This window comes from Clostridium sp. JNZ J1-5 (assembly GCF_053901425.1).
In genome coordinates, this window is the sequence record NZ_CM132773.1 from 67,001 (window position 1) to 86,328 (window position 19,328).

Here is a 19,328-nt window from a genome sequence, read left to right on the forward strand (position 1 = left end):
TTCAGTATAATTATCTAACATACTTGAATAAACTAGTGTGTTATATTAAATTATAATAGTAGGTTAATAGTATACAAAGAGGTGAACTAATGAGTAAAGTTGTAGTTATAGGTGGAGGACCAGCAGGCATGATGGCAGCGATTTCTGCTGCAAATAAGCATCAAGTTATACTTATTGAAAAGAATGAAAAGCTTGGAAAGAAGCTATTCATTACTGGGAAGGGAAGATGTAATGTAACCAATAGTAAAGATATAAGTGAATTCTTTGATAACATACCTGGAAATCCTAACTTTTTATATAGCAGTCTATATTCTTTTACTAATGAGAATACTATGGATTTTTTTGAAAAATTAGGTGTTAAACTAAAGGTAGAAAGAGGAGAGAGAGTATTCCCTAAATCTGATAAGTCTTCTGATATAATAAAAGCCTTTGAAAAAGAATTATCTAATAAAAATGTTGAGATATTGTTAAAATCAAAGGTAAAAAAAATAAAATTTCAGGATAAAAAAATTACGTCTGTAATACTAGAAGGCGATAAAGAAATATATGGAGATTATTTTATACTTGCAACAGGTGGACTATCCTATCCTCAAACAGGTTCAACAGGAGACGGGCTTACATTTTCAAAGGAGCTTGGGCATACTATAGTTGAACCAAAGGCTTCTTTAGTTCCTATAGAAGTAAATGAAGAATGGATAAAAAATTTACAGGGATTATCATTAAAGAATGTTAACTTTTCTATTAAAGATAGAAATAATAAAGTACTCTACGAAGAATTTGGAGAAATGTTATTCACACATTATGGTGTTTCTGGGCCTATTGTATTAAGCGGAAGTAGGTTTGTTAACAAAAAGAATGTACTTAAAGCTGTTATTAATTTAAAACCAGCATTAAGTAGCGATGAATTGGATAAACGGATCCAAAAGGATTTTATCAAATATGCAAACAAAGATTTTAAAAATTCTTTAGATGACCTACTACCTCAAAAAATTATAGAGATAGTAGTTAAGCTTAGTAATATTGATGAAAATAAAAAAGTGAACTCAATAACTAAGGAGGAGCGTAAAAATTTAGTTCATCTGCTTCAAAATTTTGAATTAAGTATTAAGGGGCTTAGACCAATAGCTGAAGCTATAATTACTGCTGGTGGAATCAACGTAAAAGAGATTGATCCGTCTAATATGAAATCGAAAATTATAGAGAATCTATATTTTGCAGGAGAAATGATAGATGTGGATGCATATACTGGGGGATTCAATTTACAAATAGCTTTTTCAACTGGATATCTAGCTGGAGTAAGTATAAACTAATTTAAATAATTGGTGCTAACTATTGATTATTTTAGAGGATTTTAATATTTTACATAGAATATAATACTATGTGCGAATTTTAGAAAGGCGGTATTAACTTGAGAATTACGGTTGCAATTGATGGTCCAGCTGGAGCGGGTAAAAGTACCATTGCAAGGATGGTGGGAGAAAGATTTAATTTGATGTACATAAATACTGGAGCTATGTATAGAGCCATAACTTTAAAAGCTATGGAACTTGAAATATCCAGTGATGATATAGAAAACTTATGTAAGCTTATGAAAAATTTAGAGATGCATTTTGAAGATAATAATTTAATTGTCAATGGTGAAAATATCAATGATAAATTAACAATGCCAGAAATAAATCAGAATGTATCTAACTATGCCGCTGTACCAGAAGTTAGAGAAAATTTGGTTTACCTGCAGAGAAAAATGTCAGAAAAATATAATGTTATAATGGATGGAAGAGACATAGGAACAGTAGTGTTAAAGGACGCTGCTTTTAAGTTTTATTTGACTGCATCACCAGAAGAGAGAGCTAAAAGGAGATACAAAGAATTAATCTGTAAAAAGTTAGATGTAAATTATGAGGAAATCTTAGAAGAAATAAAACAAAGAGATTACATTGATTCTAATAGGAGTATTAATCCTCTAACTAAAGCTGAAGATGCTGTTGAAATTGATACTACTTATTTATCTATTGAAGATGTTGTAAATAAGATATGTATATACATAAGTAATAATCTCTATAGTAAATAATTATATGAGGATGATAATATGAAAAATATTTTATTAGCTGATAAAGCTGGTTTTTGCTTTGGAGTTAAGAGAGCAGTAGAAACTGCTTTAAAATATAGAGAAAGTTCTAAAAAAGCAATATATACTTTAGGACCATTAATTCATAATAATGATGTAGTAGAATTTTTAAAGTCCAAAGATATATATCCAGTTGAAATTGATGAACTAGATAATTTAAATGAAGGTGATGTTATAATTATAAGATCGCATGGGGTTTCTTCTAAAATAATAGACCTTCTAAATAGCAAAAATTTAGTTGTAGCAGATGCTACGTGCCCCCATGTTTCTCATATACATCGTAAGGTAAAAGAATACTATGAACTTGGTTATGGAATAGTCATCGTAGGAGACTCTTCTCACCCAGAAGTCATTGGGATTAATGGTTGGTGCGATGATACTGCTATAGTGTCTAAAGATGGTTCAAACATAAAGAGTCTTCCTAAAAAAGTTTGTATAGTATCTCAAACAACAGAGAAACAAGAAAATTGGGATAAAACGTTAAATTTGATAAAAGATATGTGTGAGGAAGTAGTTGCATTTAATACCATATGCAATGCAACTCAAGTAAGACAAAAAGCAGCTGATGACTTATCAGGTAAAGTCGATGCTATGATTGTAATTGGAGGACATCATAGTTCTAATACAGCAAAACTATATGAAATATGCAAAAAAAATTGTTCTAATACTATCCATGTTGAAAATGCAGAGCAAATACCTGAAGAAATAGTAAATAACTGTGAGAATATAGGTGTTACAGCTGGTGCTTCAACACCTGATTGGATTATAAAGGAGGCAATTACAAAAATGAGTGAAAACAAAGAATTAGAATTTAATGAGCAACTAGTTTACATGGATCAAAATGATGTACAAATTGCAGTAGGGGACAAAGTAAAAGGTCAAATAATTTCATTAAATGAAAAAGCAGCCTTTGTTAATATAGGTTATAAAGCTGATGCAGTAATCCCTATACAAGAAGCTACTAGAGATGAAAATGCTAAAATAGAAGACTTATTTAAAGTTGGCGAAGAAGTAGAAGCAAAAGTAATAAGCATTAGAAATGATGATGGATATGTAGTCTTATCAAAAACAGAAATTGAAAGAGAAGAAGCATATGATGAAATAAAGAAAGCTTTTGAGAACAATGAAACTTTAAAAATTCTAATTAAAGAATCAGTTAATGGTGGTATTATAGGAAGATACAAGGGTGTTAGAGTATTTATTCCAGCATCCCATATTGAATTATTCCATGTAGACAATTTAGAAGAGTATATAGGAAAAACATTAGAGGTTAATATTATAGAATATAAATTACAAAGAAGAGGAAGTAAAATAGTTGCTTCAAGAAGAAATTTACTAACAAAAGAAAAAGCAGAAAAAGAAGCAAGTGCATGGAGTGCATTAGAGAAAGGGCAAATTGTTGAAGGTAACGTTAAAAGGTTAACTAATTTTGGAGCATTTGTAGAAGTTAATGGATTAGATGGATTACTCCATGTATCTGAAATGTCTTGGGGAAGAGTTGAAAAACCAGAGGATGTCTTAAAAATAGATGATAAAATAAATGTTTATATTTTAGATATTGATAAGGAAAAGAAAAAGCTATCTTTAAGCATGAAAAAATTAATAGCAAATCCTTGGGAAGCTATAGAAGAAAAATATCCAATAGGAAATATAGTTCTTGGAAAAGTAGTACGCTTTGCTGATTTTGGAGCATTTATAGAGCTAGAACCTGGCGTAGATGGATTAGTTCATATCTCAGAAATAAGTTATAAGAGAATTAATAAACCAGGAGATGTTTTGAAGATTGGTGAACAAGTAAAAGCAAAGATAATAAATGTAAATAAAGAGGATAAGAAAATTAGTCTAAGTATAAAAGAAACTGAATAAAACAATTTTATATAAAGGAACTTAGAGAGGACAAAAGTCTTACTAAGTTCTTTTATATTTCAAATGATTAAATTTGAGTAATATTTTAAATTATAAGTAATATATAATTTAGTAGTAGGACCATAGGAGGAATTTACAAGTGAAGGAAAATAAGATTATAGAATTTACTGGTGAAATATCCGAAAAAGAAATGGAAATGTTAAACAGAGTTTTTGAAAGATATAGCTTTCAACCTGTTTCTTATGAAAAAGTTCGAAGTGTCTACAAGTTAAAAACTGCTACTAATTATGTATGCTTAAAAAGATTTAAACATGGAAGGTATAAAGCAGAAAATGGCAACATTCTAGTTGAAGAGTTATTTAAAAATAACTTTTTTAATACTCCTAAATATATAAAGACTAAAAATGATAATCTCCTTGTGAAATATAAAGATTTATTTTTTTATGCTACAGAGTGGGTTGATGGAGAAGAAACTAATTTAGATGAATTAGAAGAGGCAGTTAGTTGTGCTAAATTACTTGCAAAATTTCATTTAGCCACTAAAAACATTAATACTAAAAAATTAAAAATAAAAAATAATCTAAAAAACTGGCCTAAAATTTATAAAAAGCAATTGTATGATTTTTATAAATATGAAAAGATCATCGATAATAAAAAGATAAAGAGTTCATTTGATATATCTTATAAGGAAAATATAAATAGATTTTATAATAGTGCATTAGTATCCCTAAAGATATTGAATAGTTCGGAGTATTACAGATTATCTAACATAGCAGATAAAAACACTACTATATGTCATGATAGCTTTTATTATCAAAATATAATAAAAAAAGATGGTGAATATTATATAATAGATTTAGATAGTATTATAATAGATTTACAGATAAACGATTTAGGTAAATATATAAGAAGGCTAATGTGTAAAAGTAGTTATAGATGGAATTTTGAAAGTGCGATAAAAATAATAGAAGCTTACAATTCAGTGAATAAACTAACCAAAGAAGAATTAGAGGTAATGCTAGCATTAATAATGTTTCCTCATAAGTTTTGGAAGTTAGGTAAAAAAAGATATATTAAATATAAGAACTGGGATGAACGAAAATATTCACGAAAACTAAAGAACATTCTACGTGATAGCGATTTACAGGAAAAGTTTTTTAAAGATTATATTGATTATATGAATAATCATATTTACTAAAAATACTATAGTTCTATACTATAAAGAAGGTTAAAAATATATGTATAAGCTTTGTACAGTTACTAGAAACAATTTTGATAAATTTATTAATATGAATCAGTCTAGAGATAGTTTTAATAAACTTAATAAAGATTTTCTAAAATTATATTATGAATCTAATCCGGTTCAACAACTGCTATTGAGAAAAAAACTGAAATTATTAAAATATCAGTCTGATTATATAGGATATATATGGACAGAGAATAGAATTGGACATATATGTAATATAAATTCTATGAATATTATACATCATAGGGATTTGTTAACAGGTTATAGCCATTTAATTAACTCCATTAAAGGATATTATCTTTTAAATTATGAATGCGAAAAAAATGAATTTAATTTTGAAATATTAGAACAATTAGATTTTACTAAATCTAAAGGATTAATTGAAATGTTTGCTAATTTAGAAAAACCTTTTATTTTTAATTTACGTGATAATATTTCTTTTCATAAAGTAATTAGAGGTAAAGATGAAAGAATACGATGCATATTACAGAATCAAATTTTTAATAAGGAAGATAGAATTCCACTAGATATAAATGATATTTTTTATGATGAAGTACAAGATTATTATTATGATGACGGAGCAATTCTAATGAAGTTAGGCGATGAGTACATTGGATATGGACAAATAATAATAAGAGAAGGATGTCATTATATTGTTAATTTTGGGCTTCTAAAACCTTATTTGAATAAGGGGTATGGGCGATTATTCATTATGCATTTATTAAATATAATTTATTATAGTGGAAATTATTCAGTGAGAATTAAGGTGGATTCTTATAATTTGCCAGCTATTATGTTATACAAAAAAGTTGGTTTTAAAGAATTTAGAGAACAAGCTACTTGGCAATTGAAAAAATGATTACTTAAAAGCCCGAGTGAAAATCACACGGGTTTTTAAGCGCAGCAGATTTTTTCCGCTACTTTTAATAAGTCATTCAAATTCTATTACTTTTTCCCTTGGAACATACGAAGTCTTTAGATTCATCATGCTCTCCCTTTGTACTTTTAAAAAATAACTTCTATCAGCTACACATCCATTTTTAAATGAATAAGAGTCTGCATTTTTATCTGGAAATTCCTTTGCGTCGTACATGAAATCCCTCCTTTAGATATAGTATTTACATAAATCTTAATTTTTAGTTTTATTATTAGAGCTAAAATAGAAAAGTAATTTATAATTATTTTGGATATAGATTTAAAAAGAAAATAAAAGTCCTTTAAAATTAGTCATAAATTATATATAATTAATAAATGTATAAGTATAATCTCAGAAGGAATAACTAAAGTTAAATTTCAAAAGGAGAATAAGTAAATGAGTAACTTAAATAAAAAATATTATATAGATACTTGGGGTTGTCAAATGAATGAAGAAGACTCTGAAAAAATATCAGGATTACTAAAGGGTATTGGATATGAAAGAACTGATATTAGAGAAGAATCCGACATAATAATTTTTAATACTTGTTGTGTTAGAGAAAATGCTGAATTAAAAGTATTTGGACATTTAGGGGCTTTAAAGGCGCTTAAAAGAAAAAATCCAGATTTAATAATAGTAATTACCGGATGCATGATGCAACAAAGCGGAATGCCTGATAAGGTAATGAAAAAGTTCCCATATGTAGATATAATTGCTGGAAGCTATAACTCTTATAAATTACCAGAGTATATAGAGAGAGTAAAAACAGAGGGAAACTCTATTATAGAAATATGGGATAAGGAAAAAGATATTGTTGAAGGTCTACCAGTTGATAGAAAAAGTGATGTTAAAGCTTTTGTTACAATAATGTATGGATGCAACAACTTTTGTTCATATTGCATTGTACCTTATGTAAGAGGAAGAGAAAGAAGCAGAGAGCCTGAAAATATAATTAATGAAATTAAAGATTTAGTTTCTAAAGGCTATAAAGAAATAACTTTACTAGGCCAAAATGTTAATTCTTATGGAAAAGGACTTGAACCAGAGATTGATTTTGCTGAGCTATTAAGAAGAGTTAATAAGGTAGAAGGACTTGAAAGAATTAGATTTATGACTTCCCATCCTAAAGATGTTTCCCAGGAGTTAATAAATGCTATGGCTGAATGTGATAAAGTTTGTGAACATGGCCATTTTGCTCTTCAATCTGGATCTAGCCGAATATTAGAAAAAATGAATAGAAGATATACTAGAGAGGACTATTTAGAGCTTGTTAGAAAGTTAAGAACAGCTATGCCTGATATAGCTATAAGTACGGATATTATTGTAGGTTTCCCTGGAGAAACCGAAGAAGATTTTAAAGAAACATTAAGTATTGTTGAAAAAGTAGAATTCGATTCAGCTTTTACATTTATATATTCACAAAGAGAAGGAACTCCAGCTGCTACTCACGAAGAACAGGTTCCAGAAGAAATAAAACATGAGAGATTCAATAGATTAGTTAAAGTAGTAAATGACTGTATGGCTAAAAAGAACAAAGAATACCAAGATAAGATAGTAGAAGTTTTAGTTGAAGGGCCTAGTAAAAATGATGATACAAAGCTTATGGGAAGAACTAGAACCGGTAAATTAGTAAACTTTGATGGAGATATTAGTTATGTAGGTAAGATAGTTAATATTAAAATAACTAAAGCACAATCTTTTTCACTAGTAGGCGACATAATATAAAAAGCTCTGTAAAGAGCTTTTTATATTATCAAAAATGAGGAGGAATAACGATGGGACTTACCCCAATGATGCAGCAATATTTAGAAGTAAAAGAAAAAAATAAAGAATGCATTTTGTTTTTTAGATTAGGCGATTTTTATGAAATGTTTTTTGAAGATGCTGAGATTGCAGCAAGAGAATTAGAATTGGTTTTAACTGGAAGAGACTGTGGACTAGAAAATAGAGCGCCTATGTGTGGTATTCCTTACCATGCAGCTAATTCATATATAAATAGACTAGTTAATAAAGGATATAAGGTTGCTATATGTGAGCAATTAGAGGATCCATCTCAGGCGAAAGGAATAGTTAAGAGAGATGTAATAAAGATAATAACACCTGGAACTTATTCTGATTCAAGCTTTCTAGAGGATACAAAAAATAATTATATTATGAGTTTGTATATAGAGAATGATTCTTCTTCTTTGTGCTTTGCAGATGTTTCAACAGGAGATTTTCAATGTACGTCGGTAAAATATGATATTTCTCTAATACTTGATGAAATATCAAAGTTTATTCCTAAAGAAATAATAATATGTGAAAATTTTGATGAAGTACTCTTAGATTCAATAAATGAGAGGTTTGAAATATCAATAACTAGAAAACCTAATAGCTTTTTTACTGACAATGCTATAGAAAATTTAAAAAATCAATTTCCTAACTTTAAGATTGATGATTATGAAGATGTAGCTGTTAAAAGTTGTAATGGTCTTTTAAATTACATAATTGAAACCCAAAAGATATTTTTGGTTCATATAAATAATATTGAATATTACAATACTATTGATTACCTTAGTATAGATATAAATTCTAGGAGAAATTTAGAACTTACTGAAACTTTAAGAGATAAATCAAAAAAAGGTTCTCTTTTAGGGGTAATTGATAAAACTAATACAGCCATGGGAGCAAGACTATTAAGAAAGTGGCTAGAACAGCCCTTAATTCAAAAAGAAGCAATACAAGGACGTTTAGACTCTGTAGAAGAAATAATGTCTAATTTAAGTCTATATGAAGATATTAAAATTCATTTAAAAGATGTATATGATATTGAACGTCTCGTAGGTAAAATTTCATCAAAAAATGTTAATGCTAAAGAATTATTATCGTTAAAAAAATCTATTGAAAACATCCCTTACATCAAAAATATTTTATCTAATTTTAATAGTGAGTTATTAAGATATATATATACTAATTTAGATTGTCTTGAGGATATTTGTGATATATTGAATAAAGCAATTTTAGAGAGCCCAGCTTTGTCTATAAGAGAAGGTGGAATAATTAAAGATGGATACAATAGTACTATAGACGAATTAAGAGCGGCTAAATCTAATGGCAAACAGTGGATTGCTGCTTTAGAGCAAAGAGAAAAGGACGTTACAGGGATTAAATCTCTTAAGGTAGGTTATAATAAAGTATTTGGTTATTATATTGAAGTTACAAAATCAAATTTAAACTTAGTTCCTGAAAATAGATATATAAGAAAACAAACTCTGGCAAATTGTGAAAGATATATTACTCCAGAACTAAAAGAAATAGAAGAAAAGATATTAGGAGCTCAAGAAAAATTGGTAGAGCTAGAGTACAATGTATTTGTAGAAGTTAGGGAACAGGTAGAAGTGCATATTAATAGAATGAAGAATAGTGCAAAGTTATTATCAGAAGTTGATTGCTTAAGCTCTTTAGCTATAGTAGCATTAGAAAATAATTATTGTAAACCAGAGATTAAAGAATCAGGAGAGCTGTATATAAAAGATGGAAGGCACCCTGTAGTTGAAAAAATGATTCCTAGGAGTACATTTGTTGCAAATGATACTTACATAGACAACGATAATACACAGCTAATTTTGATTACTGGTCCTAATATGGCTGGTAAGTCAACATATATGAGACAAGTAGCCTTAATAAATATTCTAGCTCAGATAGGAGGCTTTGTTCCAGCTGAAAAAGCATCTATTGCAATTTGTGATAAGATATTTACAAGAATAGGAGCTTCAGATGATTTAGCTAGGGGGAAAAGCACATTTATGGTTGAAATGTGGGAAGTAGCAAATATATTGATAAATGCTACTAACAGAAGTTTGATTCTTCTAGATGAAGTAGGGCGTGGTACCAGTACTTACGATGGGTTAAGTATTGCTTGGTCTGTAATAGAGTATATTTGTGGTAATAATAAACTTAGAAGTAAAACTCTATTTGCAACTCACTATCATGAATTAACTTCATTAGAGAACAAGGTAAAGGGTGTAAAAAATTACTCTATAGCAGTAAAAAAACTTGATAACGATATAGTTTTTTTACGTAAAATTATAGAAGGTGGAGCTGACGAATCATATGGTATTGAAGTTGCAAAATTGGCAGGAATACCAGAAGGAGTTATCAGTAGAGCTAAAGAAATACTGACAAGTTTGGAAAGTAAAGATAGCAAGTATATAAATGATGATATTAAAGAAAAAATTTTCAATAATACAAATTATGATGATAAGAATTGTAATGATAAAAATAATGCAGAAAAATTTAATGAAGATATACAATTAAGAGAAAAAGAAATTGCAGTTACTAAATTAAAAAAAGAAACAAAACAAATAGGATTTAATGACATAGAAAAAGAAAATTTATTAAAAGAAATTGAATCAATTGAAATATTAAATATGACACCTATGGAAGGTTTTAATAAATTATATGATATAATTAAAAGAGTTAAATCCTTATAGTATATAGAAGGTGGTCAATTGAAAAGAATAAATTTATTAAATGAAGAAACTTCTAATAAAATAGCTGCAGGAGAAGTGGTAGAAAGACCTGCTTCTATTGTAAAAGAATTGATTGAAAATAGTATTGATGCCCAATCTAAAAATATTATTATAGAAATAAATGAAGGCGGAAAGAAAGAAATAAAGATAACTGATGATGGCAGGGGTATACACCCTGATGATATTGAAAAGGCCTTTATGCCCCATGGAACTAGTAAAATAATAAACATTGAGGATTTATACGCTATTAATACCTTTGGATTTAGGGGAGAGGCTCTTCCTAGTATTGCAGCGGTTTCAAAAGTTAGTTTAATAAGCCGACAAGGAGATAATAATTTTGGAAAAGAGATTTATATTTCCAATAGTAAAATTGAATATTTAAAGGATATTGGATGCAACATAGGAACAACTGTTAAAGTCCATGATTTATTCTTCAATGTACCTGCAAGGCAAAAATTTCTAAAGTCGGACCAAAGAGAGTCTAGTCTAATATCTAATATGGTAAACAGACTAGCTTTAGCAAATCATAATATATCTTTTAAGTATTACAATAACGATAAAAGTTCTCTTACAACCTTTGCTTCTACAGATGTGAAGGATACAATCAGAGCTGTATATGGTAAGAATATTTATGAAAACTTAATAGGCTTTGAAAAGCATTTTGATATTATTTCTGTTCATGGATACATTGGCAATACCGAAATAAGTCGTGGAAGTCGTAATAATCAAAGTATATTTGTAAATAAAAGATATATAAAAAGTGGTCTTATTACAACAGCCGTGGAAAATGCTTTTAAATCATTTGCTACTGTAAACAAATATCCTTTCTTTGTGATTTTTCTAGATATATATCCAGAATTTGTTGATGTCAATGTACATCCAACTAAATCAGAAGTTAAGTTTGAAGATGAAAGAATGATTTACAAGATAGTATTCGACACTGTCCATAGTGCTATAGCTGAAAGTATAAGAAAGTCTTTTGCTATAGATGATAGCAATTATTTTGATGATATAGATAAAAAAGAAGTTTTAAATAATAAGGAAGTTTTAAATAAAAATGAAGAAGAACCTATACTTGTTCAAATGCCAATTGATTTAAAAGAGAATAGCGGCTTTATTAAATCAAGTATAGAAACATTGGAATCTAGTAGTAAAAAGGATTATTTAAATACTGTTTCATCTGATTACATTAATTTAGGCAATAATATGGAATATAAATTGGAAAAAACGAGTATTATACAAAATACAGATAATATAATGCTTAAGGACAGCTCAAATAATACAATGCCTATTAATTCATCAGAAAAAGATAGAATTGCTAAATTTCCTCCATTACAAATTATAGGTCAGTTTAATAAGACTTATATACTAGCTCAGGCTATGGAGACTTTATATATGATAGATCAGCATGCTGCACATGAAAAAATATTATTTGAAAAGTTCAAAGAACAAATTAAAAGTAGGGATGTTATATCTCAAATATTAATGACTCCTGTTGTTGTAGAACTTAGCCATCAAGACTATACTTATTATATAGAAAATACTGATGTATTTAAAGAAACTGGTTTTAGCATAGAAATCTTTGGTGATAATACAATAAGTATAAGGGAAGCTCCTATGATTTTAGGGAAAGTAAATGTAAAAGAATTTTTTCTAGAGATGCTTGATAATATAAAGAATATGGGATCAGGAAAGACTGTTGAAGTTAAGTACGATATGATTGCTTCTCATGCATGTAAGGCTGCTATAAAAGCAAATCATTCTTTATCTCAATCAGAAATAGTTTCTTTAGTAGAGGAATTAAGATATATAGAAGAGCCTTTTAACTGTCCTCATGGAAGACCTACTATTATTAGAATGCCTTTAAAAGATATAGAAAAAAAATTTAAGAGAATTCAATAAAATATCTTATATATCTTATTATTAAACAAAGGAGATTTTAAATGAAAAAAGACTTATTTATTTTGGCAGGGCCTACTGCTGTTGGCAAAACAGAAATATCAATAGAATTAGCAAAAATGTTAAAGGGTGAAATTATCTCAGCGGATTCTATGCAAATCTATAAGTATATGGATATTGGCTCAGCTAAAATTAAGGAGGATGAGAAGCAGGAGGTTCCTCATTATCTATTAGATTTTGTTGATCCACATGAGGAGTTTAGTGTAGCTGAATTTAAAGAAAAAGCGACTGAGATAATCAATGAAGTCCATAGTAGAAATAAGCTTCCTATGATTGTTGGAGGAACAGGCTTTTATATTGATTCTTTAATATTTAACTATGATTTTGCAAATACAAATAAAGATGAAGATTACAGAGAATATTTGAAGAATCTAGCACTAGAGAAGGGAAATGAATATGTTCATAATCTTCTTAAAGATATAGATATGGAATCATATAATAAATTGTATCCAAATGATTTGAAAAGAGTAATTAGAGCGCTTGAAGTATATAAACTTACCAGAAAAACTTTAAGTCAATATAATTCTGAACAAGATATTTATGATATACCTTACAATGTACATTATTTTGTTTTGACTATGGATAGAGCTAAACTATATGAGAGAATTAACAAAAGAGTAGATATTATGATGGATGAAGGGCTTGTTGATGAGGTAATCAAATTGAAACAAATGGGATGTACTGATACCATGCAATCCATGAAAGGTATTGGATATAAAGAAATCCTATATTATCTTGATAATAAAATTACACTTGAAGAAGCTGTTGAAATGATTAAAAAAGGAAGTAGAAATTACGCTAAAAGGCAGCTTACTTGGTTTAGAAAAGATAAGCGGGTTATATGGATTGATAAAGATAAACATAAAAGCAATCATGAAATATGCAAAGAGATTGTAAGTCAATTAAAGGAAAATTAAAGTTGCATATTAAATATTTGTTTAAATAAAATTATTCTTTATTCAAACAAAAATAAAGGATTTTAGTTATTTTTATAGAATATAACATATAAAAAGTGGAGGGAATAACTATGAATAAGCCATCTAATAACTTGCAAGATCTGTTCTTAAATAACGCTAGAAGAAATAAAATTCCAGTTATAATATATTTAACAAATGGATTCCAGCTTAAGGGAAATGTTAAGGGATTCGATAATTTCACAGTTATATTGGATAATGAGGGGAAACAGATGATGATATATAAGCACGCCGTTTCAACAATAGTACCTGCTAAACCAATATTATTTACTCAAGATGAAAATAACTAAAAATAGGCAAGTATTTGCCTATTTTTTTTTTATGTGATAATATATTTACTAGTCAAACACACTAAGGAGTCGGGGGTTTATACATATGATTAATGAGATGAAAGAACTATTATCTAATAAATACAGTATTAATAGCAAAGCTTTAGAACTGTATGAAATTGCAATTGATGATATTAAAGATCAATTTGCATTTTTAGATGAAATAAGAGAATTTAATCAACTAAAAGTTTTGAATGCTATGCAGGAGGAAAGAATAAGTGAATCTCACTTTACTAATTCCAGTGGCTATGGATATGGAGATATTGGTAGAGATTCTTTAGATAGAGTATATGCTAGAATATTTAATTGTGAAAGCGCCATTGTACGTCCTCACTTTGTAAATGGAACCCATGCTTTAGGAGCTGCTTTATTTGGTAATCTTAGGCCTAATAATACAATGCTATCTGTTTGTGGAAAACCTTATGATACACTACATGGAGTTATAGGAATAGACGATACAGAGGGAATGGGATCCCTAAAAGAATATGGAGTGAAGTATAGACAATTAGAGTTAAAAGAGGATGGTAAACCAAATTTAGATGAAATAAAAAAGGTATTGCTAGAAGATTCATCTATTACTTTAGTTCATATACAAAGATCTACAGGATATGGATGGAGAAATTCATTGCTTATAGAAGATATAAAGGAAGTTATTGATTGTGTAAAAAGTGTTAGGAAAGATATCGTATGTTTTGTAGATAATTGTTATGGCGAATTTATGGATGTTTTAGAGCCTACTGATGTAGGTGCGGATTTAGTAGCAGGATCACTTATTAAAAACATAGGAGGAGGAATAGCTCCAACTGGAGGATATATAGCGGGTACTAAAGAATGTGTTGAAAAAGCATCTTATAGATTAACTGTACCTGGAATAGGGGGAGAGTGTGGTTCTACTTTTGGAGTTATAAGATCTATGTATCAGGGATTATTTTTTGCTCCTCATGTTTCTGTGGAAGCTTTAAAAGGCGCGATTTTTTGCTCGCGCATCATGGAACTTGCAGGCTTTGAAGTTTTACCTAAGTATAATGATAGAAGAAGTGATATAATTCAATCAATCAAATTTAATGATAAAGAAAAATTGATTCAATTTTGTAAGGGAATACAATTAGGATCTCCTGTTGATTCTTTTGTGTCCTGCGAACCGTGGGATATGCCAGGGTACTCTGATCAAGTTATAATGGCTGCAGGTGCGTTTGTTCAAGGATCCTCTATTGAACTATCAGCAGATGCTCCAATTAGAGAACCTTATATAGCATATCTACAAGGTGGGCTTACTTTTGATCATGCTAAAATAGGTATATTGATAGCATTAAGTAAAATTTTAAATTAATGTATTAAAAAACTAGTAAATGATTGAAACTTTCAATCATTTACTAGTTTAATACCTTCTGAATAATCCAATTAGCTTACCTACAATTTGGCAATCTTCAACAATTATAGGTTCCATAGTTTTATTTTCAGGCTGTAATCTTATGTAATCTTTTTCTTTAAAAAATCTTTTTATAGTTGCTTCGTTATCAATTAATGCTACAACTATCTCTCCGTTATCTGCATAATTACATTTCTCGATAATTGCTAAGTCTCCATCAAATATACCTGCTTCAATCATGCTTTCGCCGGAAATATTTAAAATAAATAAATCTTTATTACTTGGCATATAATTTAATGAAATAGGAAAAGAATCCTCAATGTTTTCTACAGCTAAAATAGGCTGACCAGCAGTAACTTTACCAACTATAGGTATGTTTATCATTTCCTTATTTATAATAGGATCTTTAAGTATTTCTATAGTTCTTGGTTTTGTAGAATCTCTTCTAATTAATCCCTTTTTCTCAAGCCTAGCTAGGTGACCATGAACAGTAGATGTAGAGCTAAGACCAACCCCTGCACAAATTTCCCTAACTGATGGTGGATAGCCCTTTTCAACTATTTGCTTTTTTATAAATTCATATATTTCAGTTTGTTTATCTCTTTTAGTATCGCTCATTTTATACACTCCTTACCCTATATTTTGAATTATATCACAGATTTTCGCTTATATCAAACTAATGTTCTGCAAATATTGATTATTATATAATCTTTTGATATAATACATTAATAAAATAGGAAGAGGGGATAGATATGGCTAAATCTTGTATTTTTGAAGTCGATAAATTATGTATTAATTGTGGCGAATGTAATAAATGTGATTTAAACTCAAATAAACAATGTAATAACTGTGGCAAATGTTTGGAATTAGAGGGATATGATTCTAAAATTATTAATATTGATGAAATATTAGAAGAAGGAGAACTTGAAAATTTTGAAGTTGATTTAAGTGAGGTTAACGATGAAAAGAACAAATGTTCGAATTTGGAAGTTTTAGCTTCTATGAATGAGGGATTAGCAGAATCTGATATCAAAATAGAATACATAGATGATGTTGATGGGTTAAGTGAACTTTTAGAAGATGAAGAATCTTCTAAGATCATAAATGAAGTATTTCCTGGATTAGTGACCATTAATAAAATAAAAAAGTAGTATAAATAATAGAAGTCGTTCTTGTATTTACTAGAACGACTTTTTATTATTCTTCATCGCTTAAAGGGTTTAAACTCACTGCGTGTCGTAGAGTCTCATCATCTACGTGGGTATAAATCTGTGTTGTTGATACATTTTCGTGGCCTAATATTTTCTGAAGGCTTCTTATGTCTACATTTCCGTATTTATACATTAAAGTAGCGGCTGTATGCCTTAATTTATGAGGAGAATACCTCTTGCTATCAAGACCTGCTTTTGAAATATATTTTTTTACTAAAAGTTCAACGCTTCTATTGCTAATTCGCCTGTAATTTTTACTTATAAATAATGCATCCTTATCTTCTGGTATTACTTTGTTATCTTTGGATCTACGTATAAATAAGTAATTACGTATAGCTTTTAAGCAGGCGGTGTTTAAGTATACGGTTCTTTCTTTGCCTCCTTTACCTACAATAGTTAAAGTATCTTCTTTAATTCTGGATATATCTATGCTGCATAATTCTGAAAGTCTCAAACCACAGTTTAAGAATAAAGTAATTATACAATAATCTCTTTCTTTATTTTCTCCGTCGATAGATGAGAGTAGGAGTTTGCTTTCTTCTAAAGTTAGATAAACTGGATTTCTTTTGTTTATTTTTGGTGTCTCTAATTCTATTGCTGGATTTTCATCGATAAGTTTAGCTTTACCATGAAGATATTTAAAAAAAGATTTTAATGCAGCTACTTTTCTTGCTCTAGCGTAACTGCTGTTATTTCTATAATTTTCAGTAAAAGATATAAAAGCATATAAGTCGGATAATTTTATTTTTCTTATAAAGTTCTCATCTATATCCTCAATAGGTATTTGGTCGAATTCTATATCTTCTTTTACGTATCCTTTATATAATTTTAAAAATCTAAAAAACATAGATAAATCCCACTTATAACCGGCTAGTGTATTTTGAGATTTACCTCTGATGGTTCCAAGATAGTTTAAAAATTCATTTAGGTATTCCGGAAGTGTTGGATCAAATATGGCTCTAAGCTTATAATTCATAATCCCCTCCTATTTTTATGTACTAACTTCGCTAAATTTATATTTAGCGAAGTTGAAAATATGTTATTAATGTAGTGGTCATAATTTTAAACCACTACATTAATATTATATAACAAATAGCTTTATAGGAATAGTATTAATTTTAATATATACAATGCGATTATATATAAAATAGAAATTTAAATTTTTCCTACAGTAGTTTTATAAGTATAAATTTATTTTGAAATTCATTTTTGAGTTTATTTTGATAATAAGTTTAATTTACAAATAAATTCTTAAATATTAATTTATACATTAATTGAAACGTCTAATCCTAAAATATTTTTATTATTTTCAAGAATTGGTTTGATTGAATTATTTATAAAATCATCAACTTGCCCCACTGATCTTCCGATAAATTTATTAGGATCAATAATCGATAAAATTTCATCTCTGCTCATCTTAAATGAAGAATCATTAATTATTCTCTCGATTAAATCGTTATTTAAACCTTCTTCTTTAACTCTTCTTGCAGCTTCCATAGAAAATACCCTTATTCTTTCGTGAAGTTCTTGCCTATCTCCTCCCCTTTTTACAGCCTCCATGAGAATATTTTCTGTAGCCATAAAAGGTAATTCATTTTCTACATGAGACTTTATAACTTTCTCATAAACAACCATGTTTTCGCTAATATTTATATATAAATTTAAAACTCCATCTAAAGCAAGGAAACATTCTGAAACAGATAATCTTTTATTAGCAGAATCGTCTAATGTTCTTTCGAACCATTGAGTACCAGCAGTTATTGCAGGATTTAAAGAATTTACTATTACAAATCTACTTAAAGCACTTATCCTTTCAGATCTCATAGGGTTTCTTTTATATGCCATAGCAGAAGATCCTACTTGATTTTTTTCAAATGGTTCTTCCATTTCTTTCATGTTTTGAAGAATTCTTAAGTCATTACTAAATTTATATGCACTTTGAGCTATCTCCGAAAGAGTATTCAGTACAATTGAATCAACTTTTCTAGGATATGTTTGACCAGTTACTTCATAAGTCTGTTCAAAGTCCATTTTTTTAGCTATTAATGTATCCAGTTTTTTAACTAGTTCCTCGTCGTTATCAAATAACTTCATAAAACTAGCTTGTGTACCAGTAGTACCTTTTACACCTCTAAGCTTTAAGCTTTTTATCAAAAATTCTAGATTTTCTAAATCCATCATTAAATCTTGAATCCATAAAGTAGCTCTTTTTCCTACAGTAGTTAATTGTGCAGGTTGTAGATGTGTAAAACCTAAAGTTGGAAGAGCTTTGTATTTTAAAGCAAAGTTAGATAAATTATTAATTACATTTAGTAGTTTACTTTTTGTAAGTATAAGAGCTTCCTTCATTATTATCAAATCTGTATTATCTCCAACGTAACAGCTAGTTGCTCCTAAATGAATTATACCCTTAGCATTTGGACATTGAAGCCCATAAGCATAAACGTGACTCATTACATCGTGCCTTATTTCCTTTTCTTTTTCTTGGGCAACTTCGTAATTTATATTATCTATGTTATTTTTAAGTTCGTTTATTTGTTCTTCAGAAATATCTAATCCTAATTCATGTTCACCTTCAGCCAATGCTACCCATAATTTTCTCCAAGTTTTGAACTTCATTTCTTCTGAAAATAAATATGACATTTCTTTAGATGCATATCTGCTATTTAATGGTGTATTGTAAGTATTTCTATTCATGTTCAAACCTCCATGCACGTATATTATATCGTGTAATAAATTATTTCATTCATATTATAACATATATTTTTATATAAGTAAGTAATTTTGTTCGTATTTTTTAAACAAAAATAAGTTCTATT

The 19,328-nt window shown here is 28.6% G+C and carries 16 protein-coding genes; 12 read left to right on the forward strand and 4 right to left on the reverse strand.

Features of this window, described 5'->3' with window-relative positions:
• Positions 1-89 precede the first annotated feature (89 nt).
• From ACWW38_RS00430 to ACWW38_RS00450, 5 genes are all read left to right on the forward strand, one after another.
• Positions 90-1,310, forward strand: a complete 1,221-nt coding sequence (locus tag ACWW38_RS00430) for an NAD(P)/FAD-dependent oxidoreductase (RefSeq protein ID WP_456258864.1) — start codon at positions 90-92, stop codon at positions 1,308-1,310.
• A gap of 92 nt (positions 1,311-1,402) precedes the next feature.
• Positions 1,403-2,071: a (d)CMP kinase gene (cmk, locus tag ACWW38_RS00435; protein ID WP_456260381.1), complete on the forward strand. Its 669-nt coding sequence runs from the start codon at positions 1,403-1,405 to the stop codon at positions 2,069-2,071.
• Positions 2,072-2,089: 18 nt separating this feature from the next.
• Complete coding sequence (locus ACWW38_RS00440) at positions 2,090-3,994, forward strand: bifunctional 4-hydroxy-3-methylbut-2-enyl diphosphate reductase/30S ribosomal protein S1 (RefSeq protein WP_456258865.1); 1,905 nt, start codon at positions 2,090-2,092, stop codon at positions 3,992-3,994.
• A gap of 139 nt (positions 3,995-4,133) precedes the next feature.
• Entirely contained in the window at positions 4,134-5,192 is a 1,059-nt protein-coding gene (locus ACWW38_RS00445) for a CotS family spore coat protein (protein ID WP_456258866.1), read from the forward strand.
• 40 nt (positions 5,193-5,232) lie between these two features.
• On the forward strand, positions 5,233-6,099 hold the full coding sequence (locus ACWW38_RS00450; protein WP_456258867.1) for a GNAT family N-acetyltransferase: 867 nt from the start codon (positions 5,233-5,235) through the stop codon (positions 6,097-6,099).
• A 72-nt stretch (positions 6,100-6,171) separates the two neighbouring features.
• Here ACWW38_RS00450 and ACWW38_RS00455 read toward each other — a convergent pair whose 3' ends face one another.
• A complete protein-coding gene (locus ACWW38_RS00455) occupies positions 6,172-6,333 on the reverse strand; it encodes a hypothetical protein (RefSeq protein WP_456258868.1) in 162 nt (53 codons plus the stop codon).
• Between the two features lie 219 nt (positions 6,334-6,552).
• On the opposite strand from ACWW38_RS00455, the gene miaB reads away from it, so the two are divergent.
• The 6 genes from miaB (at position 6,553) to ACWW38_RS00485 (ending at position 15,259) form a co-directional block, all read left to right on the forward strand.
• Positions 6,553-7,881 (forward strand): tRNA (N6-isopentenyl adenosine(37)-C2)-methylthiotransferase MiaB, encoded by a 1,329-nt coding sequence (gene miaB / locus ACWW38_RS00460; RefSeq protein WP_456258869.1) that lies wholly within the window; start codon positions 6,553-6,555, stop codon positions 7,879-7,881.
• 50 nt (positions 7,882-7,931) lie between these two features.
• Positions 7,932-10,628 carry a DNA mismatch repair protein MutS gene (gene mutS, locus ACWW38_RS00465; RefSeq protein ID WP_456258870.1) on the forward strand — a complete coding sequence of 899 codons (2,697 nt, stop codon included), beginning with the start codon at positions 7,932-7,934 and terminating at the stop codon, positions 10,626-10,628.
• 18 nt (positions 10,629-10,646) lie between these two features.
• Positions 10,647-12,569, forward strand: a complete 1,923-nt coding sequence (mutL, locus tag ACWW38_RS00470) for a DNA mismatch repair endonuclease MutL (protein ID WP_456258871.1) — start codon at positions 10,647-10,649, stop codon at positions 12,567-12,569.
• 41 nt (positions 12,570-12,610) lie between these two features.
• The gene (gene miaA / locus ACWW38_RS00475; RefSeq protein WP_456258872.1) at positions 12,611-13,543 is read left to right on the forward strand and encodes a tRNA (adenosine(37)-N6)-dimethylallyltransferase MiaA; all 933 of its coding nucleotides are present in this window, start codon (positions 12,611-12,613) and stop codon (positions 13,541-13,543) included.
• A gap of 110 nt (positions 13,544-13,653) precedes the next feature.
• On the forward strand, positions 13,654-13,890 hold the full coding sequence (hfq, locus tag ACWW38_RS00480; RefSeq protein ID WP_456258873.1) for an RNA chaperone Hfq: 237 nt from the start codon (positions 13,654-13,656) through the stop codon (positions 13,888-13,890).
• A gap of 85 nt (positions 13,891-13,975) precedes the next feature.
• Complete coding sequence (locus ACWW38_RS00485) at positions 13,976-15,259, forward strand: methionine gamma-lyase family protein (RefSeq protein ID WP_456258874.1); 1,284 nt, start codon at positions 13,976-13,978, stop codon at positions 15,257-15,259.
• Positions 15,260-15,307: 48 nt separating this feature from the next.
• Here the strand turns inward: ACWW38_RS00485 and lexA are convergent, their stop codons facing one another.
• Positions 15,308-15,916: a transcriptional repressor LexA gene (gene lexA, locus ACWW38_RS00490; protein WP_456258875.1), complete on the reverse strand. Its 609-nt coding sequence runs from the start codon at positions 15,914-15,916 to the stop codon at positions 15,308-15,310.
• Between the two features lie 134 nt (positions 15,917-16,050).
• Here lexA and ACWW38_RS00495 point away from each other — a divergent pair, with 134 nt between their 5' ends.
• Positions 16,051-16,449, forward strand: coding sequence for a hypothetical protein (locus tag ACWW38_RS00495; RefSeq protein ID WP_456258876.1), 399 nt, complete (start codon positions 16,051-16,053; stop codon positions 16,447-16,449).
• Between the two features lie 46 nt (positions 16,450-16,495).
• On the opposite strand, the gene ACWW38_RS00500 is transcribed toward ACWW38_RS00495, so the two are convergent.
• On the reverse strand, positions 16,496-17,485 hold the full coding sequence (locus ACWW38_RS00500) for a tyrosine recombinase XerC (protein ID WP_456258877.1): 990 nt from the start codon (positions 17,483-17,485) through the stop codon (positions 16,496-16,498).
• A 287-nt stretch (positions 17,486-17,772) separates the two neighbouring features.
• On the reverse strand, positions 17,773-19,206 hold the full coding sequence (gene purB / locus ACWW38_RS00505; protein ID WP_456258878.1) for an adenylosuccinate lyase: 1,434 nt from the start codon (positions 19,204-19,206) through the stop codon (positions 17,773-17,775).
• Between the last annotated feature and the right edge of the window lie 122 nt (positions 19,207-19,328).

What these genes read in the sequence shown, in the direction of transcription:
- ACWW38_RS00485 (WP_456258874.1), top strand. Translation starts at nt 13,976, where the DNA reads ATGATTAATGAGATGAAAGAACTATTATCTAATAAATACAGTATTAAT.
- ACWW38_RS00500 (WP_456258877.1), bottom strand. Translation starts at nt 17,485, where the DNA reads ATGAATTATAAGCTTAGAGCCATATTTGATCCAACACTTCCGGAATAC.
- ACWW38_RS00440 (WP_456258865.1), top strand. Translation starts at nt 2,090, where the DNA reads ATGAAAAATATTTTATTAGCTGATAAAGCTGGTTTTTGCTTTGGAGTT.
- ACWW38_RS00450 (WP_456258867.1), top strand. Translation starts at nt 5,233, where the DNA reads ATGTATAAGCTTTGTACAGTTACTAGAAACAATTTTGATAAATTTATT.
- mutS (WP_456258870.1), top strand. Translation starts at nt 7,932, where the DNA reads ATGGGACTTACCCCAATGATGCAGCAATATTTAGAAGTAAAAGAAAAA.
- ACWW38_RS00495 (WP_456258876.1), top strand. Translation starts at nt 16,051, where the DNA reads ATGGCTAAATCTTGTATTTTTGAAGTCGATAAATTATGTATTAATTGT.
- purB (WP_456258878.1), bottom strand. Translation starts at nt 19,206, where the DNA reads ATGAATAGAAATACTTACAATACACCATTAAATAGCAGATATGCATCT.
- ACWW38_RS00430 (WP_456258864.1), top strand. Translation starts at nt 90, where the DNA reads ATGAGTAAAGTTGTAGTTATAGGTGGAGGACCAGCAGGCATGATGGCA.
- miaA (WP_456258872.1), top strand. Translation starts at nt 12,611, where the DNA reads ATGAAAAAAGACTTATTTATTTTGGCAGGGCCTACTGCTGTTGGCAAA.
- lexA (WP_456258875.1), bottom strand. Translation starts at nt 15,916, where the DNA reads ATGAGCGATACTAAAAGAGATAAACAAACTGAAATATATGAATTTATA.
- miaB (WP_456258869.1), top strand. Translation starts at nt 6,553, where the DNA reads ATGAGTAACTTAAATAAAAAATATTATATAGATACTTGGGGTTGTCAA.
- hfq (WP_456258873.1), top strand. Translation starts at nt 13,654, where the DNA reads ATGAATAAGCCATCTAATAACTTGCAAGATCTGTTCTTAAATAACGCT.
- ACWW38_RS00455 (WP_456258868.1), bottom strand. Translation starts at nt 6,333, where the DNA reads ATGTACGACGCAAAGGAATTTCCAGATAAAAATGCAGACTCTTATTCA.